Below are 23,286 nucleotides of genomic sequence, written 5' to 3' on the forward strand. Positions count from 1 at the left end.
GGCTAGCCGCCGGTCATCACCGGCCGGTCATCACCACAGGAGCGTCAGCTTGCGCGCGTCGAAGGCCTCGGCGTAGCGGCTGCCGCACTCCACGCCCCGCAGCCGCATGGTGGCGCGAAAGGTCTCCTCGTCGAACCAGACCCGGTCGTGCTGGCTGCGGAAATGCCGCTGCAGGTGCTCGACCTTGGCCGCGACCACCGACTCGGACACCGGCACGTAGAGAGTGGGCGTGCCCCGGTCGCCCTCCCACTTCGGGATCTCATAGCCGAGGATCAGCGCGCCCCGGAAAGCCTGCCAGGCCAGTTCGGCCAGCATGCGATGGTCCTGATGGGCATCGCTCAGTGAGGGCGCGAAAACGACGTCCGGCGTGATCTGGCGGGCGATCTGGAGCAGCATCTCCTTCACCCCGCTCCACTCGCGGGGCAGGAACCCGTCTCGAACCTCGTGCAGGTGCAGCGAGCCCAGCGACGAGCCGAGCAGCTCACGGGCACTGGCCTCGGCCTCGGAGCCCCGCTCGCCGCCGCCGGAGAAGACCACCCAGTGGACCATGGTCCCCGGGCGAGAGGCGATCATCTGGGCGATCGTGCCACCGGCGCCGATCTCCACGTCATCGGCGTGCGCGCCGAGCGCGACGACGGTGTAGGAGTCGCCCGAGAGCGGGCGCCCGGGCGTCAGTGCGAGCATCGAGGGCTCTGGTCACGCAGCACCCCGCCAACTTACCCGGATGCCCAGCGGGCGAACATGGTTGGCGCACGGCGCATTCGCCCTGCCTGCGCCGTACCGGTCAGCTGGCGTGGAAACGGTTCTGGACCGCGGAGAGCTCCTCGGAGAGCAGTGACTCGACAGCATCCGCCGCGCTGTCGACGAGCAGCGGAAGTTCCTTGCGCTCGACCGTGCTGAAGTCACGGAGCACGAAGTCCGCCGGGTCCATCCGGCCAGGCGGACGGCCGATACCGACCCGCACCCGGAGATAGTCACGCGAGCCCAGCGCCGAGGTGATCGACCGGAGACCGTTGTGGCCGTTGTCCCCGCCTCCGCGCTTGAGTCGGATGGCGCCGAACGGGATGTCCAGCTCGTCGTGCACGACGATCACGTGCGCGACGTCCACCTTGTAGAAGGCCCGCAGGGCAGCCGCCGGAGGCCCCGAGACGTTCATGAACGTCCGGGGCCTGGCGAGCACCGCCGGACGACCGGCGAGGCGCACCTGGTCCACATCGGCGCGGGAGCGGTGGGATCGCAGCCGAGCGCCGGTGCGCTCGGCCAGCAGGTCCACCACCATGAACCCGACGTTGTGCCGGTTCCCGGCATAACCGGGCCCAGGATTGCCGAGGCCGACGACGAGCCAGGGCCCGTCGTCGGCGGAAACGTCCACGTGGTTCGCCGAACGGCTCAGGCTCAGGCCGACGCGGCGGCTTCGGCGGTCTCGGCACCCTCGGCGGTCTCGGCGGTCTCACCGAGGTCGGCCTCGACCTGGGCCGCCGTCTTCTTGGCCAGCCCCTGAACGATGACCAGCTCGGCGTCAGCTTCGAGCTCGACGCCGCGCGGCAGCTCGAGCTGGGAGGCGGCGATGCCGTGCCCCGGCTCGAGACCGGTGATGTCGACCTCGATCGGGCCGGGCAGCGCAGTCGCGTCCGCCTTGACGGCGAGCGCGGTGACCTGCTGGTCGACCAGGGTGTCGGGGTGGGCGTCACCGACGAGGGTGACCGCGACCTCGACCGTGACCCGCTCACCGCGGTTCACCAGGACGAGATCGACGTGCTCGTAGCTGCCGCGGATCGGGTGGCGCTGCACCTCCTTGGGGAGGGCGAGCTCGGTGCTACCCGAGATCTCCAGCGTCAGCAGGACGTTGGTACCGGCGTCGGTCTTGAACGCGTGCAGCAGATCGTGGGCGGGCAGCGCGATGTGGCGCGGCGGCTGGCCGTGACCGTAGAGAACAGCCGGGACCTTGCCGGCCCGGCGGGTGCGACGAGCCCCGCCCTTCCCGAACTCGGTGCGCGGCTCCGCGGCGATGCGGACCTCGGACATGGGGGCGCTCATCCTTTCAACAACTGATAACTCGGCGCCGTCGGGACAATCCCGCACAGTGCCAGCTCACACTGTGCTCTTCACACAGCGCCAGCTCGCACAGTGATGGATCAGTGCCGGACGGCGAGACCGCGAAGGACGCGGTTCTCAACAGTACCGGACGCACTGCCGTCAACTCCTGACGGGTGTCGTGTCGCCCAGGACAGTCTCACCTATTGAACGGTCCACCCGACGGACAGTGTGACCGACCCGCCGCAGTGTGACCGACCCGCCCGAGAAGCAGGCATCAGAGCACCCGGGCCGGCGGTGCAGCGTACACCCCGAGCTCGACCTCGGCCGCCAGGTCCGGACGCCCCAGCGCGCGCTGTGCGTGCGGCAGGACGCGACCCTCGACGTCGGAACGCACCGCACGGGCGTCCGCGCCGGCCTCCGCCTCGACGGCCATCTGCAGCACCGGCCGCCGCGGACCCCCCCGAAGGTCCACCCGGGCAGCTCGCACCACCGGGTTCTGCAGCAGATCGTCCGCGACGGCGTCGGTCAGCGCGGCGCTGCCCACATGGACACCACCGACCACGTCATCGGTGATCTGGAGCCCACGCGGCCGGCCGGTTCTGAGCTGAACGCACAGCCAGCCGAGCGCGCCCAGTGCGAGAAGCCCGGCCGCCGTGCCCACAGCTGGCCAGAACCAGCCATGCCGGGCCGCGAAGGATCTGGTGTCAGGACTGAGCACAGCCTGGTCGGCGAAGGCCGTGCCGAACACACCGAATCCGGCCAGGAGGACGACCACACCGGCACCGAGCAGAAGCAGGCCGAGCAGCCCCAGCAGGACACTGTTCCAGCGCTCCACCGCCGGCCGGTACCGGCGTCGCCGCAGCCCGGCGACGCCTGCGTGGCGCCCAGCGCCGACGCCTCCGCCGCCACTGGCGCCAGCTCCACGCCCACCGGGCCTCACCGCTGTCGCTCCCGCGCCCCCAGGGCGTCCTGTGCGGCGGCCGCACCACCCACGCCCTCGCCACCCGCAGCCCCGTCACCCGCCACGTGGGCGTCCTGTGCGTGGACGTCCTGTGCGTGGACGCCGCCGGCGACCCGGCGCCTGGCCGCGGACGTCCCCCAGCCGGTCGGGGCCCCCGCGGCACCGTCGGGCAGGATCCCCCGGCCGCCCCGCCGAAGTCGTCGCGGCCGCCCGCCGACGGCCGGCTCCACCACGAGCCGCGGCGGACGTCGCAGCTCGAAGGACTCGATCGTGCGCGCGAGCCGTGCCCGGACCTCCGTCACCGCGCCGACGGACGTCCGCCCCCGCAGCCGTGGACGGACCACCGCGCGGCGGCGCCTCACCCGCACCGACACGGAGGTGATCCCGTCGGTCGCCAGCGCCGTGGCGCGAAGTGCTCGGGCGAGGGCACTGCGAGGCACATACACGGCCACCTCCGCCGCCGCACCGGATGCGCACGCACCGGACACGGACGCACCGGGGGACGACGCGCGGGACGACGACGCGCCGGACGCACCGGAGGTGGTCGGACGGGCCTGGAACCGGGGCCTCCCGCCAGCCCGGGAGCCGAGCAGGAGCAGGCCGAGGCCGACGAGCGCGAGCAGCACGCCCCAGAAGCGGGCCGCACCGGACGACCACGCCCAGGCGGTGAGGTGGGCCGACCAGGCGGGCCAGTCGACGATCACCGGCCCGCGCCCGCCGGACGCGGCGACGATCTCCACGACCGCGATCACGCCGGCGGCCGCGAGCAGCGCCGCGACGAGTGCGGCAAGAACCCGGTTACCGGGCCGCATGGCGCCTCCCTCAGCCGCTGGGATCCCCGTCCAGCTGCTGGGCCTCCGCCGACGCCGGCTCCGCGATCACGAAACCGAGGTCCGAGCGAACGACCAGCACACTTCGATCTGCCCGGCGGTAGCCGTCCCGACACGTCGCCACCGCGGGCGGGCGGACGACCCGGGCGGGCGGAGGCACTCAGTGCGCCCGCACCCCGGCGCCGGCCGGCCCGCACAGCATCGGCACCTCGATGTCGATGTGCGCGACGGGGAGACCAGCCAGTGCGGCGACCCGCTCACGTACCCGGTTGCGTACCGCCTCGGCCGTCGCCGCGACCGGAGCCGGGTACACGACCGACAAGGTCAGCGACACCCGGACCGCTCCGTTGACGACCTTCACCGACGCCGCGGGCCAGCGCCTGAGACGGCCCCTCCTCCCCAGGCGGGGCGGCGGGGCCGCGACGTCCTCGACCTCGGCCGCGGCGATCGCGGCGATCTTCGCCACCACCCGTTCCGCCACCCGCACCGAGCCTGGGCGGGCCCCGGCCGGGGTCCTGATGTTCACGACCGCCCCCGACGGCGCTCGCCGCGGACGAACCCGTCGCGTGGCGAGCGGGCCGAGCGTTCCGAACCCGACCGGGCGCGGACCCACTCAAGGCGACTCAGATCGATGTCACCATCAACGATCTTCCCGACGAACAGGCCGATCGCACCGAAGAGCAGAACGATGAGGAACTCACCGAAGCCCCCGAACGCCAGCGCGAGACCAGCGACGAGCCCGGCGACAAGCCCGAGCGCACCCGATCGCATCCAGGCACCTCCCCATAGACGTCACCGACCGTCACCGACTCGACCCTCGGCTCTCGGCACTGGCAGGACTTCACGGCCACGGCTCGCCGCTCACTTTCACGGCTACGGCTCGCCGCTCACTTTCACGGCTACGGCTCGCCGCTCACTGGCCACCGTTCCCCGAGGCCGCTCACCTCAGCGAGACCGCTCGCCGAGTGCCGGACTCGGCACGTTGGGTCGGCACCAAGTCTCACCCGGGCGCTCATGACCTTCCAGTTCACGAGCGGCCACCCGTCCGCGCCAGCATGCGGGCGAGCGCCGCGAGGCTGCGGCGGAGCACGCCCCGCCGGCGGTAGAAGGTGATGGTCTGCGACGGCCGAGCGTCGTCGAACGCACGCAGCCCCTGGGCGAACGCCACCGGGTCACCGCCGCGGTCCGGGTGGTTCGCGAGAACGAAGCGCCGCCGAGCGGCCTGTAGCCGCGCCCGCTCCGCCGCCGCGTCAGACGCCCCGGGCCCGCGACGGTCAACTGCCCGAACCGGCATGGGCGAAACCCTCAGCTCTCCGAACTCCGGGTCTGCGGCCTACAGGTCTCCGAGCTCCGGGCCGCGATCCCCGACCGGCGGGCTCCGAGCACGCCGGCGCACCAGGGGCCGGGGACGGCCACCCCGGCAGGTCGACGTCGAGATCGGTGATCATCACGTCCACCCGTGGGGTTTCCGGAGCCGCGATGAGAACCGCCGACCGGACCTGGTTCGCGAGCTCGGTCATGGTGGGGCCGTAGCGGCAGACCACCGCGACGACGACCGCGTCCGGTAGCACCCGCACCGCCTCGGCCGGGCTGCCGGCCAGCCGGATCACGTCCGGACACGCCCGCACCTGTCGCTCGACCGCGCGCGGGTCGGTGCTCCATCCGCGACCCGCACCCGTGGTGGGCCGGGCCCGCGCGCCCGCGGCCGCACCGGGGGCGGCGATGGCGCTGGTGGCGCTGGCGCTGGTGGCGCTGGTGATGGCGGTGGCGGTGGCGGTCACTGCACTCGGGGGCCCTGTTCCGGCTCCTCATCGCCGATATAGACGTCATCGACGGCGATGTTGACCTCGGTGACCTCCAGGCCGGTCATCTGCTCGATCGAGTCGACGACGTTGCGCCGGACGGCCTGGGAGAGATCGACGATCGAGACCCCGTACTCGCAGACCACATCGAGGTCGACGGCCGCCTGCCGCTCACCGACCTCGACCGCGACCCCCTGCGACACGCTGGGAGTGGTGCCCGGCAGCCGGGATCTGAACGTGCCCATCGCACGGGTTCCGCCGGTTCCGAGGTCGTGCACGCCCGAGACCTCCCGGGTCGCCACCCCGGCGATCTTGCGGACGACCGAGTCCGAGATCGACGTCCGGCCCTGGGCCGTCACCAGTTCGGTGGACGTGCGCCTGGCCATCGCTCCCGAGCGCTCGGAGGTGCCGTTACCGCGGCCTTCGTAGCGGTCCCCGCTACCGGCCGGGGCCCCCTGGGACGCCGACTGCCCGGAATGCCCCGACCAGGTCTGCCCGGGTCCCCCACGCGCCGCCGCTGCGTCCTGGCCCGAGTCCGCTGTGGCCTCGGTCCGAGTGGTGGTCGTCATCGCTGCCCCTCCCGCGTCACGGTTCCTCTCGTCCGGCCGACCGGAACACCCGGGCCGACCGCACCTCGCCGGGAACCAGGCCGGGCCATCGGGCCGGACCATCGGGTGCACACCCGTCGTGGTCCGCGATCACCGGCCATGGCCTGCCATGTCCCGCGTGCTGTGCACCCGACGGGTACCCGCCCGGACCGGACTAATACGTCCGCCCGGCGCGCGGAGCCGATCGGACGCCGCGACCGATAGGTTGAGCGCAAGCCCTGGTGACCACCACCGGCCACGCCGAGCGCGCTCGCCGCGAGCGACGCCTGAGCCAAGGAGCGTCCGCTGCCTCGATCGAATCCGGGTCGACGCACCGCCGAACCCGGTCACGCCCAACCCACCGTCACCGTTCGCGCTCCCGCCAAGGTCAACCTGCACCTCGGAGTGGGCCCACTGCGCGCCGACGGCTACCACGAAGTAACGACGATCCTGCAGGCCGTCTCGCTCTACGACGAGCTCACCGCGACGTCGATCCCGCCGGAGTCGCTGGCCGGGCCGGATGGCTCCGGCCCCGCCTTCACCGACGAGGACCCGATCATCGTCACGGTCGGTGTCGCGGGCGAGGGCGCCCGGCCGTCGAGCCCGGCGGGCGCCGACGGCGACGACACGCCGACGGGCGGCGACACGCCAGCCGAGTCCTCGATCTCGGTGGTGCCCACCGGCCGGGACAACCTGGCCGTCCGCGCCGCGTACCTCGTCGCCGAGGCGGCCGGCATCCACGGGGAAGCGGCCCATCTGACCCTGTCGAAGGGCATCCCCGTGGCGGCCGGCATGGCCGGCGGCAGCGCGGACGCGGCCGCGGCCCTGGTCGCCTTCGACGCCCTGTGGGGAGCCGGCCTGGACCGTGCGACCCTGGTGGAGCTGGCCTCCCGGCTGGGCAGCGACGTCCCGTTCCCGCTCGCCGGCGGGACCGCGCTCGGCACCGGCCGCGGTGAGCAGCTGACCGACGTCCTCGGGCGTGGCGAGTACCACTGGGTGTTCGCCCTCGCCGACGGCGGGCTGTCCACCCCCGCTGTCTACGCCGAGTTCGACCGGCTGGCCGAGGGCCGGCTGCAGACCGGCCCGACGCCCGCCGACGCGGTGCTCAGCGCCCTGCGCAGCGGTTCTCCCGAGGAGCTCGGCGCCGCGCTCGTCAACGACCTGCAGCCGGCCGCGCTGCGGCTGCGTCCGTCACTGCGGCGGGTCCTGGAGAGCGGCCTCGAGCTCGGGGCGATCGGCGCGATCGTGAGTGGCTCCGGGCCGACCTGCGCCTTCCTCGCGCGGGACGCCGCCGCCAGCGTGTCGCTCGCGGCGAGCCTCGCCGGCATGGGGGTCGCCCGGGCGGTCCGGCGGGCGCAGGGGCCGGTGGCGGGCGCCCAGCTGCTTCCCCCGTCGTCCGCCTCGGCGTGACGGTGACCCGCGTGCCGGTGACAGGTGTGCCAGTGACCGGCGTGACTGTGACAGGCGTGACTGTGACAGGCGTGGCGATGGCGCGGAGGCCGGCGTGAGCGCTGTCGTCGTCTCGCTGGAGACGGTTTCCGCCGCGCACGGCACGCGGGTCCTGCTCGACGGGGTGAGCCTCGGGCTCGGTACCGGGGAGCGGATCGGTGTGGTCGGCCGCAACGGGGCCGGGAAGTCCACCCTGCTGCGCATCCTCTCCGGCGAGGCACAGCCGGACTCCGGCCGGGTCGTGCACGCCGGTGGCACCCGGATCGGCGCACTGTCCCAGACCGACGCGCTGCCCGCCGGCACCGTCCGTTCGGCGGTCGTCGGCGACGTGGCCGACCACGTGTGGGCGGCCGACCCCCGGCAGCGGGCGGTGCTCACCGGCCTCGGGCTGCTCGACCGGCTCGATGAGGGCACCGCCACGATGTCCGGCGGTGAACGGCGGCGGGTCGCGCTGGCCCGCCTGCTCGTCCAGGAGCTCGACCTGCTCATCCTGGACGAGCCGACCAACCATCTCGACGTCGAGGGCGTCGCCTGGCTCGCGCGTCACCTCGCCTCCCGGCGGTGCGCCCTGCTCGTCGCCACCCACGACCGCTGGTTCCTCGACGAGGTCTGCGACCGCGTCTGGGAGGTCGTGGACGGGCGGGTCGACGCCTACGAAGGCGGCTACTCGGCCTACGTGCTGGCCCGGGCGGAACGCGCCCGGCGGGCCGACGCGACCGAGGCCCGGCGGCAGAACCTGCTCCGCAAGGAGCTGGCCTGGCTGCGCCGTGGCCCGCCGGCCCGGACCAGCAAGCCGCGGTTCCGCATCGAGGCCGCCAACGCGCTGATCGCCGACGAGCCACCAGCCCGCGACAGCCTCGCGCTGCGCACGTTCGCCGCTGCACGCCTGGGCAAGGACGTCTTCGACGTCGAGGACGCCACGTTGTCCGTCGGTGGCCGTGAGCTGCTGCACGACGTGACCTGGCGGCTGGGGCCCGGCGACCGGATCGGGCTGGTCGGTGTCAACGGTGCCGGCAAGACCTCGCTGCTGCGCCTGCTCACCGGCGCGTTGCGGCCGGACTCCGGGCAGGTCCGGCAGGGTGCCAGTGCGCGCGTCGCGACCCTGTCCCAGGAGGTGGCCGAGCTGCCGGGCGAGCTGCGGGCGCTGGAGGCCGTCGAGCAGGTCGCTCGGGTCCTCACGTTGGAACGCGGCCGGGAGCGGACGGCCGGGCAGATGCTCGAGCAGTTCGGCCTTCCGTCGGGCCGGCAGTGGACCCGGGTGCGTGATCTCTCCGGTGGCGAGCGGCGCCGCCTCCAGCTGCTGCGGCTGCTGATGGAGCGGCCGAACGTGCTGCTCCTGGACGAGCCCACGAACGATCTCGACACCGACACGCTGACCGCGCTCGAGGACCTGCTGGACTCCTGGTCCGGGACCCTCGTGGTCGTCAGCCACGACCGGTACTTCCTGGAGCGCACCTGCGACGTCGTGATGGCGCTGCTGGGCGACAGCCGGATCACCATGCTGCCGGGCGGGATCGAGGAGTACCTGGCCAGGCGCGCGGCGGCCGAGGCCTCGGCCGGATCCCCGGGCCAGCCGCCGAGCGCGGCCGGGGCTGGCGGCGGGAGCGCCACCGGACGGTCCACCGCCACCGACCGGTCCGCCGGGAACGGCTCCGGGGCCGCGACCGGCGCGCGGACCGGGCCCGCGGCGAGCACGCCAGCGGCTCCGGCCATGACCTCCGGCGAGCTGCGGGCGGCCCGCAAGGAGCTGTCCCGGTTGGAGCGGGCCCTGGAGAAGCTCGAGCGCCAGGAGTCGGAGCTGCACACCGCGCTGGCCGAGGCCGCCACCGATCACCGGCGCATCCTCGCCCTGAACACCGAGCTGCAGGCCGTCACAGCGCAGAAGGACTCCACCGAGGAGCAGTGGCTGACCCTGGCCTCGCGGATCGAGGGCTCCTGACCCGGCTCCTGACCCGCGAGGCGGCTGCGCCGCGCCGCCCGGCCGGCGCGGTCAGACCCGCTTGCCGGCCAGGCGCTCCGGATCAGGCCAGCGGACGTCCCAGACCAGCCGCAGGGTCTCGAGCAGCTTGATGCCGTAGAAGCTGGTGTCGACCTGCCAGGGCCGGACGCCGTGCCGGGCCGAGGTCGGCTCGGCGTGGTGCAGGTTGTGCCAGGACTCCCCCATGGACAGCAGCGCCAGCGGCCACACATTGCCGGAACGGTCCCGCGAGCGGTAGGGCCGCGAGCCCAGGACATGGCAGATGCTGTTCACCGACCAGGTGACGTGGTGCAGCAATGCCACCCGGACGAGCGAGGCCCAGAAGAAGGCCTGCACGGCCGCCTCGAACGAACCACCCCACAACCCGCCGACAAGCGGGGGCACCGCGAGGCTGACAAAGGCGCAGAGGGCGAAGGAGTGACTGATCCGAACAATCATCGGGTCGTCCAGAAGGTCTGGAGCATAGCGGCGCTGATCGGTCTGCTCAACGTCGAAAAGCCAGCCGATGTGGGAGTGCCAGAGCCCGCGGGCGAGCGCGACCGGCCCGGTGCCGTAGCGCCACGGCGAGTGCGGGTCGCCCTCGGCATCGCTGAAGGCATGATGGCGGCGGTGGTCCGCGACCCAGCGGATCACCGGGCCCTCAATAGCCATGTTGCCGGCGATCGCCAGCGCTGCCCGCACCGGCCGGGAGGTCTTGAATCCGCGGTGGGTGAAATACCGGTGGAATCCAATCGTGACACCGTGGCCGGTGATCGCGTACATCACTGCCGCCAGCACCACGTCACGCCAGGAGATCCAGCGCCCCCACAACAACGGAACGGCCGCGACAAGCGCGGCGAACGGAACCAGGATCGTGGCCAGCAGCACAACCTGTTCACCGCGTGCCCGGGCGGCCGAGCCCGGCATGGCGGTGTGGCGCTCCCCCGGCTGCTCCGGCGCAGGTAGGCCGGCACTCGCGGAGCGCTGGTCACCGTCGGCGACAGACACACCCCGAGGCCTGTTTTCAGTAGTTTTCACCGTGTCGGCAGCGGTCATCGGCTTCATCCCGTCCGTCGCGGTGGGCCGCTCACTGCCGACCCTGTAGTCGCCACGTTAGCCCGCTTGGATGACGGCCGGCCCCATTCACGGCGTCCGCCACGCAAACGGGCCGTGCAACCGGGTACGTGCCGGACCGCGGCGCGGCAGATCGCGTTCTTTACGCGAGCACTGATTCCCCGACCAGTCGGTCCTGACACCCCCCGCAATGTGATCATCACCTTGCGTCCTTAGGATGCCGCCGGGCGAGGTGTAGCCGGCCGGGCACCGGGTGAAGGCGAAGGGCGGCGGGCCACGAGGGCAATAACGGGCCGTGGCCGACCGGAGTGGCCGCGGCGACTCCGGTCGGCCACCGGGAGACACTCGAACCGCGCTGCCGCAGCCGCGGCGGCGCGTGGCCGGCGAGACCACATGCACGCACGCCCAGACCCGCGAATATTTCTTCCCATCGCCGCGGCGATGGTAGACTAGCGCCGGAACTGGCCGGCCTTTTCCCAACGGCCCCTTTCCTCACGGTCCGCCGTAGTGTAATCGGCAGCACAGGAGATTTTGGTTCTCTTAGTCCACGTTCGAGTCGTGGCGGCGGAGCACGAGGGAAGCAGGATGTTTCGGGCCCGTGGGCCACAATATCCCGCCAGGTGTATCCCTGTATTTGAATGCCTGATTTCTATATCGCATTCACACGATCCCGGTTCCGGAGATGGACCCACTCAACCCCGAGCCTTTCCATCTCACGGTCGGCGGTCAGCGGTACCGCGGGTACCAGCCGACGATGGAAAAGGTGCATTGAACCTTTTCCGCCTCACGGTCACGGTCAGCGACGCCGCAGGTCCCCTGCCGACTACGGAAAAGGTTCACTGGGTAGAGTGCTGCCCCGGTAGGCTGCCAGTCGATGCCTCACGTTCCGCGAGTGAGCCGGTGCAGGTCGACCGGTGCGGTTCGGCCGGTGCGCTTCGGCCATCGGCGAGGCAGGCCAGGCGCAGCCCGGTTCCGTCGAGATTGCGGGAGCTTCTGTGACTCAGCCACGTCCGGCCGCTGTCATCGTCCTCGCGGCGGGCGAAGGCCGGCGAATGCGTTCGAAGCTGCCCAAGGTCCTGCACCGGCTCGCCGGGCGCACCCTGCTCGAGCACGTGCTCCACGCGGCCACGCCGGTCCAGGCCGAACGCACCGTGGTCGTCGTCGGCCACGGGCGGGAGCAGGTCACGGCGATGCTCGCCGACCGCGCGCCACACGTGATCACCGCGGTGCAGGAGCACCAGGGCGGCACCGGGCACGCCGTGCGAGCCGCCCTCGGCGCACTCGGCGATCTCCCGCCGGACGCACCGGTGATCGTGCTGCCGGGTGACGTGCCGCTCCTGACCCGCGAGGCGGTCACCGGCCTCGTCGAACACCACCACGAGACGGCCGCCGCGGCGACGGTCCTGACCGCCGCGGTCGCGGACCCCACCGGGTACGGCCGGATCGTGCGCGGCCCCGGCGGCCGGGTGCGGGAGATCGTCGAGCAGCGCGACGCGGATGCGGCCACCGCGGCGATCAACGAGATCAACACCGGCGTGTACGTCTTCGACGTCGAACTGCTGCGCGGCGCGCTCAAGCGGCTCACCACCGACAACGCGCAGGGCGAGGAGTACCTCACCGACGTGGTCGGCCTGCTCGTGGCGGACAGCCAGCCCGTGGCGGCACATGTGCTCGCGGACGCGGCCGAGGCGGCCGGTGTCAACGACCGCCGGCAGCTCGGCGAGGCCGGCCTCGCCCTGCGCGATCGCATCGTCAACGCGGCGATGCTCGCCGGGACCACCGTCGTCGACCCCGCCTCCACCTGGATCGACGCCGACGTCCGGCTGGAGCCCGACACGACGCTCTGGCCGAACACCCGTCTGCGCGGGGCCACCAGGGTCGCCACCGGTGCCGAGATCGGCCCGGACTGCACCCTCATCGACACGGTGGTCGGCGCGGGCGCCCGGGTGACCAGTTCGGTGACGGAACGCGCCGAGGTGGGCCCAGACGCCGTCGTGGGCCCGTTCGCGCACCTGCGCCCCGGCACCCGGCTCGGCCGGAACGGCAAGATCGGCGCCTTCGTCGAGACCAAGGCCGCCGAGATCGGCGCCGACAGCAAGGTTCCGCACCTCGCCTACGTCGGGGACGCGGTGATCGGCGAGCGGAGCAACATCGGCTGCACCACCGTGTTCGTGAACTACGACGGCGTCGCCAAGCATCGGACGGTGATCGGCTCGGACGTCCGCATCGGCAGCGACACGATGCTGGTAGCCCCCGTCACCGTCGGCGACGGCGCCTACACCGGTGCCGGCTCCGTCATCCGGGAGGATGTCCCGCCCGGTGCGCTGGCGGTCCGGGAAGGGCGCCAGCGCACGATCGTCGACTGGGTGCTGCGCCGACGTCCCGACAGCCCCGCGGCACGCGCCGCCGAAGCCGCGAGGAGCGCCGTCCAGCGGCAACCCGGAAACGTGAGTTGAAGCACAGCGCAATCCTCACCCCCTCCATTCACTGGCATTTGCCCCGTTACGGGTCGAACGTGGGAGAGGTTTGGTCAAAGTTGTGCCGGACCAGGGTTTACGGTCGACCTCTGGGGCGCGAAGGGACCGCCTGATCCCGACGCAGCCCCCTCCAGCCCTGCGCGATGCCTGGTCGGAGGGGGTAGATCTGCCCTGACCGTGCGGCGGCGTCGCCCAGGTCCCGGCTCGCGACGAGCGCCACCCGGCCACGGGTGTGTCGCCCAGCGGCCACCGGACGGTCCCCTGAGGGCGGCCCGGCCGACATTGCTTCCCCGTCCGCCAGCGCCCCTGCCAGGCCGCCTGCCAGAGGTACGAGCCACCAGCCATGCGCCTTGAGGAGATACCGGTGGGATACCAGACCGAGAACCGTCGGAACCTGATGCTCTTCGCGGGACGTTCCCACCCCGAGCTCGCGGCGGAGGTCGCCCGAGCTCTCGATGTGGAGCCCGTGCCGACGAACGCCTACGAGTTCGCCAGCGGTGAGATCTTCGTCCGCTTCGAGGAGTCCGTCCGCGGCTGCGACGCCTTCGTGCTCCAGTGTCATGGCGCACCGGTGAACACCTGGCTGATGGAGCAGCTGATCATGGTGGACGCGCTCAAGCGCGCGAGCGCCAAACGCATCACCGTCGTCGCCCCGTTCTACCCGTACGCCCGCCAGGACAAGAAGCACCGCGGGCGCGAGCCGATCTCCGCCCGGCTGGTCGCCGACCTGTTCAAGGCCGCCGGCGCGCACCGGCTGATGTCCGTCGACCTGCACACCGCGCAGATCCAGGGCTTCTTCGACGGGCCGGTGGACCACCTCTTCGCGCTGCCGCTGCTGGCGGACTACATCGAGAACAAGCTGGACACCTCGGAGGTCACGGTCGTGGCTCCGGACTCGGGCCGGGTCCGGGTCGCCGAGCGGTGGACCGACCGGCTCGGCTGCCCGCTGGCGATCATCCACAAGCGCCGCGACCCGGACGTCCCGAACCAGGTCAAGATGTTCGACGTCGTGGGTGAGGTCGACGGGCGCACCTGCGTGATCGTCGACGACATGATCGACACCGCCGGCACGATCACAAAGGCGGCCGAGTCGCTCAAGGAGCACGGCGCGACCAACGTCATCGCGGCGGCGACCCACGGGGTGCTGTCCGGCCCCGCCGCCGACCGGCTGAAGAACTCCGAGATCAGCGAGGTCGTGCTCACCAACACCCTGCCGCTGCCGAGCGAGGCGCGCATCGACAAGATCACCGAGCTGTCGATCGCGCCGCTGATCGCCGCCGCGATCAAGGCCGTGTTCGAGGACGGATCAGTCACCGGCCTGTTCGGCGGAGACGCCTGATCTGGCGGCTTTCCCGTCGTCCCCACCTTCCGCCGCCCCGGTGCCGATCAGATGTCGGCTGCCGGGGCGGTCGGCCGCTGTCCGTAGAATCAGGCAGCATGACGCAGGATCGCCGCCGGGTGTCGCTGACCGGGATCAAACCGACCGGTGAACCCCACCTCGGCAACTACATCGGGGCGATCCGGCCCGCGCTGGAGCTCACGGCGACCTACGAGTCGATCTACTTCATCGCCGACTACCACGCCCTGACCTCGATAAAGGACAGGGCGGAGTTCGCCGCCTACACCCGGTCGGTCGCGGCCACCTGGATCACGCTCGGCCTCGACCCCGAACAGACGATCTTCTACAAGCAGTCCGACGTCCCGGAGATCTTCGAGCTCACCTGGATCCTGTCCTGCGTCACGGGCAAGGGCCTGATGAACCGGGCTCACGCCTACAAGGCCGCACGCGACCGCAACGCCGAGAGCGGCGCCGCCGACCTGGACGCCGGCGTCAACATGGGGCTGTTCAACTACCCCATCCTGATGGCCGTCGACATCCTCATCATGGGCTCCGACGTGGTCCCCGTGGGGCAGGACCAGGTCCAGCACGTCGAGTACGCGGCGGACATCGCCGGCTCGTTCAACCACCTCTTCGGCAGCGAGTACAGCCTGAAGATCCCCACGGCGCTGATCCCGGCCGGCACCGGTGCCCGGACGATGCCCGGCACCGACGGCCGCAAGATGAGCAAGTCGTACGGGAACACGATTCCGCTGTTCGCACCGCCGTCACGGCTGCGCAAGCTGGTCCGCGGGATCGTCAGCGACAGCACCCCCGTCGAGGAGCCGAAGGACCCGGACAGCTCCGCGGCCTTCCAGATCTACGAGAACTTCGCGACGCCGGACGACGTCAAGGACATGCGGGTCCGCCTCGAGCAGGGCGGCACCGGCTGGGGCGAGCTGAAGAACGCCCTGTACGAGACGCTGGAGGCCTGGCTGACCCCGCTGCGGGCCCGGTACGACGAGCTGGTCGCCCCCGGCAGCGAGCTGGACGCGATCCTCGCCGCCGGCGCGGAGAAGGCCCGCGACCGGGCCCGCCCGGTCCTGGCCGGCGCCCGCCGCGCCATCGGCGTCGACAGCTAGCGTTTCTGGTCGTCGTCGCCGCGGGCCTGCTGGGCGAGGCGGGCGAAAGCCTCGACGTCGAGCGTCTCGCCACGGGCCCCCGGGTCGACACCGGCTGCCCGGGCCAGCTGCTCGGCTCGTTGCGCGGAGCCCGCCCACGGCACCAGTGCGGTCCGCAGTGTCTTGCGCCGCTGCGCGAAGGCCGCATCCACCGCGGCGAACACCTCGGCGCGCAGGTCGGCGTCGGCGGGCGGTGCGGATCGGCGGGTGAAGGCCACCAGGCCCGAGTCGACGTTCGGCTGCGGCCAGAAGACCGGCCGGGGCACCGCGCCGGCCGGGCGCGCGTGGGCGTACCAGGCGAGTTTCACGCTCGGCACCCCGTAGATCCGCCCACCCGGTGACGCGGTGAGCCGGTCCGCGACCTCCGCCTGCACCATGACCAGGCCCCGTTGGATCGTCGGGAACCGTTCGAGCAGGCCGAGCAGCAGCGGCACCGCGACGTTGTAGGGCAGGTTCGCCGCCAGCACCGTCGGTGCGGCGAGCTCCGCGGGCAGGTCCGCGGGCCGCACCCGCAGACCGTCGGCCTCGACGACGTGCAGCCGCTGCGCGAGCGCGGCCGGCAGCCGGGCCGCAGCCGTCTCGGGCAGGGCCGCGGCGAGCAGCGGGTCCACCTCGACCGCGACCACCGCGCCGGCCTGCGCGACCAGGCCGAGCGTGAGCGAGCCGAGCCCGGGCCCGACCTCCAGTGCCACGTCATCCGGGCCGATCTCGGCCAGGCGGACAAGCCTGCGGACGGTGTTCGGGTCGACCAGGAAGTTCTGGCCGCGCTTCTTCGTCGGCCGCAGGTCCAGTGACTGCGCGAGCTCCCGGATGTCGGCCGGCGTGAGCAGCGCCTCGATCTCTACCAGGGTCCGAAGGTCCGTTCCGCGTTGGCCGCGATCGCGGCGGCGAACTCGTCCACCGCCGTGCCGCGCGTCTGCGCGAGCAGCCGCAGGGTCAGCGGGACGAGGTACGGCCCGCCCGGCCGGCCCCGCCACGGGACCGGGGTGAGGTAGGGCGCGTCCGTCTCCACCAGCAGCAGATCCTGCGGGGCGACCGTGGCGGCCTCGCGCAGCGCCTCGGCGTTCTTGAACGTGACGTTGCCCGCGAAGGACATCACATAGCCGGCGTCGGCGCAGACCTTGGCCATCTCCGCGTCGCCGGAGAAGGCGTGGAACACGACCCGCTCCGGCGCGCCTTCCTCCGCCAGGATGCGCAGTGTGTCCTCATGCGCCTCGCGATCGTGGATCATCAGTGCCCGGCCGGTGTCCTTGGCGATCGCGATGTGCCGCCGGAAGCTCTCCTGCTGGGCCGCGTGCTGCTCCGGCGGGGTGCGGTAGTAGTCCAGGCCGGTCTCCCCGACCGCGACGACGCCGTCCGCGCGGGCAAGCGCGGTGAGTGCCTCGAACGTGGCCTCGTCGACCCCGGCCGCGGCCTCGTTCGGATGGATCGCGACGGCCGCGCGCACCTCGGGATGAGCGGCCGCGATCTCAGCCTGCCACCGGCTGGTCGGCAGGTCGATGCCGACGGTGACCATCCGGGTGATGCCGACCGCGAGTGCCGCGGCGATGGCCTCGTCGACCGACGCGTCCATCAGATCGAGATGGCAGTGCGCGTCGACCGCGGGCACGGCCAGCGGCTCAGGCGGCGGCGGAGGGTCGCCGACCCGGCCGGAGTTCCTCGCCACCAGGCCGCTCCTCACCGGTCGATTCACCCGTCGAATCAGTCGTCGAATCAGTCGTCGACGCCAGGGCGGACGTCACCACCCCCGGACCAGATCTTAGAGCCTTCTCCACCGTCGACTCGGACTCGCGGCGTCCGGAGACGGTGGCCCGTGAGATGGAGAAGGCTATGCGGGCACCGCCGGCCCGGCGGTGCCCGCGGCCGTGCGATTCTGAAGGAGTGCTTGACCTCACGGGCTTTTTCCAATGACGACAACACTTCCCGTAGCGCTGGTCACGCCGCTGACCGGCCCTGACGCGGCCGGTGGCCTGGCAACGCTGCGGGGAATGACGCTCTGGGCACGTGACGAACGGCTACCACCGCCCTGGGATGAGATCGCCGTCACGGCCTACGACGCCTACCCTGACCCGGTCCGCGCGATGCGCTCGGCGGTAGCCGCCGAGCCGGCGGCGATCTTCGGCCCGGTCGGCTCCCGGGCGGCGGCGCCGGCGTTCGGCGCCACCGGCCGGCTCGTGTTCAACGCCGGCGCCGCGTCCACCCGCTTCGTCCGCCAGTCGTTCCCCCACGTGGTGAACGTCGCGGCACCGGCCTCAACCTGGCCACGCGGAGTGCTGGCGGCGATCCGCTCGGTCGACCGGCAGGCCCGCCGGGTCGCGCTGCTGGCCTCCGGCGAGATGGCCGTCGAGCTGACCTCGGTGTGCAAGGCCGCGGCACGCGCCCAGCGCTTCGAGGTCACCTCCAACGTCTTCCCCGTCGGGCGGGGCGCCACCGCCGCCCGGCCGCTGCCACCGGCGGACGTTCTCATCGTCCACGCGGGCGCCGAGGACGAGCTGGAGATCGCCAACGTCCTGCTGCGTCGCTCGTGGCGAGCCGCGGCGTTCTCCACCGCGGTGAGCGCCGAGGCGACCGCGACGCTGGGCGCGCTGCGGGAGGGCCTGCTGGCCCCGGCGAGCTGGGCCCCGGACGACATCGCCGAGGCCGGAACCGGGCCGACCGCGCGCCAGTTCTCCGCGGACTTCACCGCGCTGCATCACGTGGCTCCGACGGAGACCGCGGCCTGGGCGTACGTCGCCGGGCTCATTCTCGGCCGCTGCATCCGCCGCTGCGGCGGCGTCGGCGACACCGCGCTGCTCGCCGCCGCGCGAGGGCTGGACACGACGACCCTGCTGGGCCGTTTCCGGCTCGACGAGGCGACCGGGCTGCAGGTCGGTCACCAGGTGCCGATCGTCCAGTGGCAGTCCGGTGCGTCCTGGACGGTCTGGCCCCGGGACGCGGCCCGTGCGCCGTTCCATCATCCGCGCTGGAACGCACCACCCCCGGGTGGCCTCCCCGGCGGGCACGACACCCTGGGCGCACGGGGGGCGTCCGGCCCCACGGGCGGCACGGGCGGCACGGGCGGCGCGCCGGGGGCGGATGCGCCGGCCGGCGGGGTTCCTGAGCGGACACTGCCCCTGCCCACGCAGGGCACGCAGACCCGGCCGTTCGGCCTCGGCCGGCCGCGTCCCGGCCTGGGCACCGGTGGCTTCGACACCACGCAGCGGCCGAGCTGAGAGAGGGGCCCGGATGTCGGTACCGCCCTCCCCGTCGGCACCGCCCGGCCCGCAGGTTCCGCCCGGCCCGCAGGTTCCGCCCCAGGGCCAGGCCGCCGAGGGCGCGGTTGCTCCCGGCCGGTCCGCCTCGGACCAGTCCGCCCCGGGCCGCTCCGCTCCGGGCCGGGCTCGCGGGCGGCGTCGCGCCGCCACGATCGTCACGCTCGGGGTCGTCAGTCTGCTGTTCCTCGGCTCGACGGTCCGGCTGTTCGTCCTCCCCCGTCGCGACGATCCAGCCTCGGTCGATGCCATCGTCATGTTCGCCGGCAGCCCTGGCCGGTTCGAGCACGCGGTCAGCCTGGCCCGGGCCGGGTACGCGCCCACCCTCGCCGTCTCGGTGCCCACCGCGGAGGACCCCTGCCCGCCGCCGATCCCGAACGTCGAGGTCATCTGCTTCGCGCCGGATCCGCTCACCACCCAGGGCGAATCCCGCTGGACGGCCGACGCGGCCGCCCGGTACGGCTGGCGGTCGATCATCGTGGTCACCTCGACGACCCAGGTGACCCGGGCACGGCTGCGGCTCGAGCGCTGCTATCCCGGGCAGATCCTCATGAGCCCGGTGCCGCCGCCCCGCCTGATGTGGCCGTACATGATCGCCTACGAGTGGGCCGCGATGGTCAAGGCGCTGGTTCTGCAGCGCGACTGCTGACGCCGGGCGCGCCGGCCCGCCCGCGCTGCCGGATGCCCTCAGCAGTCGCGCTGCCAGACGACGGCCTTGACAGTCGCCGCCACCTGGTAGGCGAACAGGTACGGCCAGTCACGCAGCGGGGTCTCGACGACGTCCACGAGCACCTCGCCGTCGTAGCAGCGGCCGATGCGCAGCCGGGCCCGGCTGTCCTGGGAACGGTCGGTGACGAACAGGATCGAGTTCCAGCCGCGCTCCCGCGCCAGCCGGCCGGCTTCCTGGGCCTCACCCTGGGTCGTCCTGGGGTCGGGCCAGAAGCAGATGATCTCCAGCTCGCGCCCGATCCGAGCCGTGTCCGGGCACCGATTGGTACCCGGCAGGGAGATGACGACAACCGGAGCGATTCCCGAACGCGCGAGTTCGATCGTCTTGTCCAGGCGCTTCCCGGGGCCCCCGAGCATGAAGATCGCGTCCACCGGGCGGGGGTCGTCGATCTTCGGGAACACGATCATCCGCACCGTCGTCAGGACGAACAGGAGCGCGACACCGAGAACCCCGTAGCGAATCGCCAGCCGCCGCCGCGATCTTCGCTGCTGCTGTGCGTCCACGATCACCACCGTGACGTTAGACGCCACCCGGGGCGCCCGAGCCAGGGCGCGGAGTGCTCTCTTTCACGTCCGCCGACTGTTGCCACGCGCCGCTGCCGAACCCCCACGATCCGGGACGACGCCAGCGGCGCCGCTGCCCGCGCCACCGTCGGCCCAAGCCACGCCGCCGCCCGCGCCGTCAGCGCTCGGCCGCGCCGTCAGCCGCGGAAGGCCGGGGACCACGCCTTGGCCACCAGGATGCGGGGCTTGCCGGAGCCGTCGGCCGGCTCGACCCAGGTGTCGGTGATCGCGGCGTCGGCACCGTCCCGCGGAAGGCCATAGGCGATGGTCTCGTTGTCGTACCAGGCGATCTGGTCGTCCACCGACCGGGTGTCGCTCAGGTGCGTCCGGAGCATCGTCCGCAGATCCAGCACGGTCGCGACCCAGCGGACCGGCCCGTCACCGGCGACCCGTTCCTTGAAGGCCACCCGGGTGCCATCGGGCGACAGGGAGGGGCACTCCACGTTGGTGGTCAGGGTGTGCACCTCGCGGGCCCGCAACGACCCCCGCACCAGGTAGGTCGTCCCCTCCGTGGACAGCGTGGCGTAGAACGTGTCGTCGTCCGCGGCGAAGGTCACTCCCCAGAAGTTCTGGTCCACCGGGTTGATGCGCCTGTCATCCCGGTAGATCGCGAACTGCTCGAGGTTGCCCAGTTCCTTGCGGTTCACCACGTCGTACAGCGTTGTGGCGGTGGAGAAGGCGGGGCCCGCGTACGAGTGGCCGGTCTCGAACACGGTGACCGCGGCCAGTCGCGCGTCCGCCGACAGCCGGGCCCGGCTGGGCACGCCGGTCAGCCGGAAGGAGTGGAGCACGTGGAAGTCGGCGTCGAACAGGAACGCCTGGTAGGTCGTGACGAAGCCCCGGTCCGAGCTCAGGCACAGGCCGATCTCATCGCGGACGTCGACGCGGTCGCAGGACAGCCGGGTCACGGCCGGCACCCCGCCGGGATCGTCCAGCGGAACCATCGACACCAGGCCGTAGGTACTGTCGCGCGCGGTGGACCGGAAGATCACGCGGGGATCACCGCGCAGGGTGGACGGATCAAGCTCCGCGGCCGGGTTGCGCACCGCCTCCGCTCGGTCCGCCTTGAGATCGGCGTCCCGGCGCAGCACATGGACGATGTAGCCGGTGCCCACCAGCAGGCAGCCGATCAGGATGATCAGGAACGCCGCGACGGCCCCACGCGACCGCGACGACGGTGCGTCCGGCGCGTCAGACCCGTCGGACGCATCAGACACGTCCGATGCGTCCGGCCGGTCCGACGGGCCCGGTGCGTCCGACGGGTCGGCGCCGACCACCCCTGCGGCCTCCTTCTCACCCACGGCCTTCTCACCCACGGTGACCTCGCTCCTTCACCCGGTTCTTACTCTCGCAGGCCCGGCCGTGCGCCGGCCCCCACCCGCACCACGCAACGCCACGACGGCCAGCACGATCGCGATCAGGCCCGCCAGCACCGCCCAGCGAAAGGCCACGTCCGGCCCACGCCACGTCCACAACGCACCGAAGGCGACGGAGCCCGCGAGCTGGGCGAGCGCGACCCCGGTCTGGACGAGCGCGAGCCCGCCGGTGCGAAGCTCCGCGGGGACCAGTGCACTCGCCGCCGCGGCGAGGACACCGTCGGTCGCCGCGTAGTAGGCGCCCATCATGACCAGCACCGCGATCAGCCCGAGCATCCCCGGCTGGGCGAAACAGAGCACAAGATAGACACCGCTGAGCGCGAGGTAGCCACCGACGAAGACCCTGCCGCGGCCCACGGCGTCGGCCAGCAGTCCCAGGGGAAGCGCCAGGACCAGGTAGACGCAGTAGACCCCGGCGGCCAGCAGCGGGAAGTAGGCCATGGCGAAATCGAGCCGCTGCTCCAGCCGAAGGTAGACGAACCCGTCGCCGATCGTGCACAGCGCCAGCCCGACTCCGACACAGGCCAGCCGCCGGTAGCCCGGGGCCCGCAGCAGCCCGAACGTCGCACCGGCCGACGGCGGCCGGCCGGCACCCGGCCCGGCGCTGCCCGGTCCGGCGCTGCCCGGCCGGGCCGGGTGGGCGGACGGCGGGCGGACGAGCAGCACGATCACGGCGACGCCGACCAGCCCGATGCACGCGCTCAGCACGAACACCAGGTCATAGGAACCCGGAGACACCGCGAGCAACGCGAACGCGACGAACGGCCCGAGCATCGCACCGACGGTGTCCATCGCGCGGTGCAGGCCGAAGGCGAACCCCAGTCTGGAGGCGGGGGCCGACAGCGACAGCATCGCGTCGCGGGGAGCGGTGCGCAGGCCCTTGCCGATCTGGTCCGCGGCCAACGCGCCGGACAGCGTCCCCGGGCTCACCCCGCCCGCCGCCAGGACGACCTTCGCGGCGGCCGACATCGCGTAGCCGGTCGCGGCGACGTCGCGGTGCCGGTGGAACCGGTCGGAGACGAAACCGCTGACCAGCCGGCTGACCGCACTGGCTCCCTGGTAAAGACCGTTGGCGAGGCCGTACTGAAACGGAGTGAAGCCCAGTCGCTCGACAAGGTAGAGCGGAAGAACGGCGGTGACCATCTCCGTGGACAGGTCGGTGAGAAGGCTGGTCAGCCCCAGGAGCACGACCGTCGGGCCGACTCCGCGCAGCCGGCCACGCCGCGCGGCGGGGGGTTCGCCATCCGTAGCCGGGTTGCGGACCGCAGGGGCGCCGCCGGGCTCCTCGTCGGCATCGGCGGCGGCATCGTCGGCGTCCTTGCCTACCGGCGACGGCGAAACCGTGTACACAATGCTGCCCCCCTGCCCGGTACACAGCTCGCTCCGACGAGCGCCCGGGCCACCCATTGCCACGCCGCCGGACACCCGCGCCAAGCCGGGCCGCCGCGCCACCATGGGGAGAAACGGATTGACCGGGTCAGGATTCCGTCCCCATCACGATCTTCGTGGACGAATGCTACAGTACCCCGGGATGGGGGGATGCCACATGGGGGGATGTGCAACGAGGCGCGGTGCCCTTCTGCGCCGCCGGCCGGTCGCGCATGGAAATGATTTTGCGCGGCGCGGCGAGACCTGACGGGAGACCGTGGCCCACAACAGACCATTGGTCACCCTTTTTTAGATAGTTTCCATG

The 23,286-nt window shown here is 72.4% G+C and carries 23 protein-coding genes and 1 tRNA gene; 8 read left to right on the top strand and 16 right to left on the bottom strand.

Translation table 11 applies throughout. From position 1 onward, the window contains the following. Positions 1 to 30: 30 nt before the first annotated feature. The 10 genes from ACG83_RS07455 to ACG83_RS07500 form a co-directional block, all read right to left on the bottom strand. A complete protein-coding gene (locus ACG83_RS07455; protein ID WP_054565264.1) occupies positions 31 to 684 on the bottom strand; it encodes a PIG-L deacetylase family protein in 654 nt (217 codons plus the stop codon). A gap of 100 nt (positions 685 to 784) precedes the next feature. Next, positions 785 to 1,372: an aminoacyl-tRNA hydrolase gene (gene pth / locus ACG83_RS07460; protein ID WP_054565265.1), complete on the bottom strand. Its 588-nt coding sequence runs from the start codon at positions 1,370 to 1,372 to the stop codon at positions 785 to 787. A gap of 23 nt (positions 1,373 to 1,395) precedes the next feature. Continuing rightward, positions 1,396 to 2,025: a 50S ribosomal protein L25/general stress protein Ctc gene (locus ACG83_RS07465; protein ID WP_054565266.1), complete on the bottom strand. Its 630-nt coding sequence runs from the start codon at positions 2,023 to 2,025 to the stop codon at positions 1,396 to 1,398. A gap of 286 nt (positions 2,026 to 2,311) precedes the next feature. Further along, positions 2,312 to 2,872: a hypothetical protein gene (locus ACG83_RS07470; RefSeq protein ID WP_054565267.1), complete on the bottom strand. Its 561-nt coding sequence runs from the start codon at positions 2,870 to 2,872 to the stop codon at positions 2,312 to 2,314. Positions 2,873 to 2,973: 101 nt separating this feature from the next. Beyond that, positions 2,974 to 3,810 (bottom strand): DUF6286 domain-containing protein, encoded by an 837-nt coding sequence (locus ACG83_RS07475; protein WP_054565268.1) that lies wholly within the window; start codon positions 3,808 to 3,810, stop codon positions 2,974 to 2,976. 178 nt (positions 3,811 to 3,988) lie between these two features. Further along, the gene (locus ACG83_RS07480; RefSeq protein WP_054565269.1) at positions 3,989 to 4,354 is read right to left on the bottom strand and encodes an Asp23/Gls24 family envelope stress response protein; all 366 of its coding nucleotides are present in this window, start codon (positions 4,352 to 4,354) and stop codon (positions 3,989 to 3,991) included. After that, positions 4,351 to 4,599, bottom strand: a complete 249-nt coding sequence (locus tag ACG83_RS07485) for a DUF2273 domain-containing protein (RefSeq protein WP_054565270.1) — start codon at positions 4,597 to 4,599, stop codon at positions 4,351 to 4,353. Before ACG83_RS07485 ends, ACG83_RS07480 begins: the two co-directional genes overlap by 4 nt. A 256-nt stretch (positions 4,600 to 4,855) precedes the next feature. Beyond that, complete coding sequence (locus tag ACG83_RS07490) at positions 4,856 to 5,122, bottom strand: hypothetical protein (RefSeq protein WP_054565271.1); 267 nt, start codon at positions 5,120 to 5,122, stop codon at positions 4,856 to 4,858. Continuing rightward, positions 5,103 to 5,609 carry a hypothetical protein gene (locus ACG83_RS07495; RefSeq protein ID WP_054565272.1) on the bottom strand — a complete coding sequence of 169 codons (507 nt, stop codon included), beginning with the start codon at positions 5,607 to 5,609 and terminating at the stop codon, positions 5,103 to 5,105. Before ACG83_RS07495 ends, ACG83_RS07490 begins: the two co-directional genes overlap by 20 nt. Then, positions 5,606 to 6,199 carry an Asp23/Gls24 family envelope stress response protein gene (locus tag ACG83_RS07500; protein ID WP_054565273.1) on the bottom strand — a complete coding sequence of 198 codons (594 nt, stop codon included), beginning with the start codon at positions 6,197 to 6,199 and terminating at the stop codon, positions 5,606 to 5,608. Before ACG83_RS07500 ends, ACG83_RS07495 begins: the two co-directional genes overlap by 4 nt. 423 nt (positions 6,200 to 6,622) lie before the next feature. On the opposite strand from ACG83_RS07500, the gene ACG83_RS07505 reads away from it, so the two are divergent. Further along, positions 6,623 to 7,627 carry a 4-(cytidine 5'-diphospho)-2-C-methyl-D-erythritol kinase gene (locus tag ACG83_RS07505; protein WP_054565274.1) on the top strand — a complete coding sequence of 335 codons (1,005 nt, stop codon included), beginning with the start codon at positions 6,623 to 6,625 and terminating at the stop codon, positions 7,625 to 7,627. A 94-nt stretch (positions 7,628 to 7,721) separates the two neighbouring features. After that, a complete protein-coding gene (locus ACG83_RS07510) occupies positions 7,722 to 9,605 on the top strand; it encodes an ABC-F family ATP-binding cassette domain-containing protein (RefSeq protein ID WP_054565275.1) in 1,884 nt (627 codons plus the stop codon). Between the two features lie 51 nt (positions 9,606 to 9,656). Here ACG83_RS07510 and ACG83_RS07515 read toward each other — a convergent pair whose 3' ends face one another. After that, entirely contained in the window at positions 9,657 to 10,679 is a 1,023-nt protein-coding gene (locus ACG83_RS07515) for a fatty acid desaturase (RefSeq protein ID WP_054565507.1), read from the bottom strand. A gap of 516 nt (positions 10,680 to 11,195) precedes the next feature. On the opposite strand from ACG83_RS07515, the gene ACG83_RS07520 reads away from it, so the two are divergent. The 4 genes from ACG83_RS07520 (at position 11,196) to ACG83_RS07535 (ending at position 15,634) form a co-directional block, all read left to right on the top strand. Next, positions 11,196 to 11,267 (top strand) — tRNA-Gln (locus ACG83_RS07520). 425 nt (positions 11,268 to 11,692) lie between these two features. Next, positions 11,693 to 13,153: a bifunctional UDP-N-acetylglucosamine diphosphorylase/glucosamine-1-phosphate N-acetyltransferase GlmU gene (gene glmU, locus ACG83_RS07525; protein ID WP_083473082.1), complete on the top strand. Its 1,461-nt coding sequence runs from the start codon at positions 11,693 to 11,695 to the stop codon at positions 13,151 to 13,153. Between the two features lie 385 nt (positions 13,154 to 13,538). Continuing rightward, entirely contained in the window at positions 13,539 to 14,513 is a 975-nt protein-coding gene (locus tag ACG83_RS07530; RefSeq protein ID WP_006543152.1) for a ribose-phosphate diphosphokinase, read from the top strand. A gap of 98 nt (positions 14,514 to 14,611) precedes the next feature. Beyond that, on the top strand, positions 14,612 to 15,634 hold the full coding sequence (locus ACG83_RS07535) for a tryptophan--tRNA ligase (protein WP_054565276.1): 1,023 nt from the start codon (positions 14,612 to 14,614) through the stop codon (positions 15,632 to 15,634). On the opposite strand, the gene rsmA is transcribed toward ACG83_RS07535, so the two are convergent. Continuing rightward, positions 15,631 to 16,458 carry a 16S rRNA (adenine(1518)-N(6)/adenine(1519)-N(6))-dimethyltransferase RsmA gene (gene rsmA, locus ACG83_RS07540; RefSeq protein WP_304438426.1) on the bottom strand — a complete coding sequence of 276 codons (828 nt, stop codon included), beginning with the start codon at positions 16,456 to 16,458 and terminating at the stop codon, positions 15,631 to 15,633. The two genes, ACG83_RS07535 and rsmA, sit on opposite strands and share 4 nt — an antisense overlap. A 56-nt stretch (positions 16,459 to 16,514) precedes the next feature. Then, a complete protein-coding gene (locus tag ACG83_RS07545; RefSeq protein ID WP_054565277.1) occupies positions 16,515 to 17,339 on the bottom strand; it encodes a TatD family hydrolase in 825 nt (274 codons plus the stop codon). A 241-nt stretch (positions 17,340 to 17,580) separates the two neighbouring features. Between ACG83_RS07545 and ACG83_RS07550 the strand changes: the two genes are divergently transcribed. Beyond that, positions 17,581 to 18,885, top strand: coding sequence for an ABC transporter substrate-binding protein (locus ACG83_RS07550; protein ID WP_054565278.1), 1,305 nt, complete (start codon positions 17,581 to 17,583; stop codon positions 18,883 to 18,885). Between the two features lie 13 nt (positions 18,886 to 18,898). Next, the gene (locus ACG83_RS07555) at positions 18,899 to 19,573 is read left to right on the top strand and encodes a YdcF family protein (protein WP_083473046.1); all 675 of its coding nucleotides are present in this window, start codon (positions 18,899 to 18,901) and stop codon (positions 19,571 to 19,573) included. Between the two features lie 38 nt (positions 19,574 to 19,611). Here ACG83_RS07555 and ACG83_RS07560 read toward each other — a convergent pair whose 3' ends face one another. The 3 genes from ACG83_RS07560 to ACG83_RS07570 form a co-directional block, all read right to left on the bottom strand. Continuing rightward, entirely contained in the window at positions 19,612 to 20,157 is a 546-nt protein-coding gene (locus ACG83_RS07560; protein ID WP_235497721.1) for a YdcF family protein, read from the bottom strand. 197 nt (positions 20,158 to 20,354) lie between these two features. Continuing rightward, a complete protein-coding gene (locus ACG83_RS07565; RefSeq protein WP_054565280.1) occupies positions 20,355 to 21,533 on the bottom strand; it encodes a hypothetical protein in 1,179 nt (392 codons plus the stop codon). A 15-nt stretch (positions 21,534 to 21,548) separates the two neighbouring features. Continuing rightward, positions 21,549 to 22,943 (bottom strand): MFS transporter, encoded by a 1,395-nt coding sequence (locus tag ACG83_RS07570; protein WP_200931276.1) that lies wholly within the window; start codon positions 22,941 to 22,943, stop codon positions 21,549 to 21,551. Positions 22,944 to 23,286: the final 343 nt, after the last annotated feature.

This window comes from Frankia sp. R43, from assembly GCF_001306465.1.
GTDB classification, from domain to species: Bacteria; Actinomycetota; Actinomycetes; order Frankiales; family Frankiaceae; genus Parafrankia; species Parafrankia irregularis.

Bases quoted from the DNA above. Each gene is read 5' to 3' on its own strand.
- ACG83_RS07455 (WP_054565264.1), bottom strand. From the start codon at position 684: ATGCTCGCACTGACGCCCGGGCGCCCGCTCTCGGGCGACTCCTACACC.
- ACG83_RS07465 (WP_054565266.1), bottom strand. From the start codon at position 2,025: ATGTCCGAGGTCCGCATCGCCGCGGAGCCGCGCACCGAGTTCGGGAAG.
- ACG83_RS07475 (WP_054565268.1), bottom strand. From the start codon at position 3,810: ATGCGGCCCGGTAACCGGGTTCTTGCCGCACTCGTCGCGGCGCTGCTC.
- ACG83_RS07485 (WP_054565270.1), bottom strand. From the start codon at position 4,599: ATGCGATCGGGTGCGCTCGGGCTTGTCGCCGGGCTCGTCGCTGGTCTC.
- ACG83_RS07490 (WP_054565271.1), bottom strand. From the start codon at position 5,122: ATGCCGGTTCGGGCAGTTGACCGTCGCGGGCCCGGGGCGTCTGACGCG.
- ACG83_RS07500 (WP_054565273.1), bottom strand. From the start codon at position 6,199: ATGACGACCACCACTCGGACCGAGGCCACAGCGGACTCGGGCCAGGAC.
- ACG83_RS07515 (WP_054565507.1), bottom strand. From the start codon at position 10,679: ATGACCGCTGCCGACACGGTGAAAACTACTGAAAACAGGCCTCGGGGT.
- ACG83_RS07535 (WP_054565276.1), top strand. From the start codon at position 14,612: ATGACGCAGGATCGCCGCCGGGTGTCGCTGACCGGGATCAAACCGACC.
- ACG83_RS07550 (WP_054565278.1), top strand. From the start codon at position 17,581: ATGACGACAACACTTCCCGTAGCGCTGGTCACGCCGCTGACCGGCCCT.
- ACG83_RS07555 (WP_083473046.1), top strand. From the start codon at position 18,899: ATGTCGGTACCGCCCTCCCCGTCGGCACCGCCCGGCCCGCAGGTTCCG.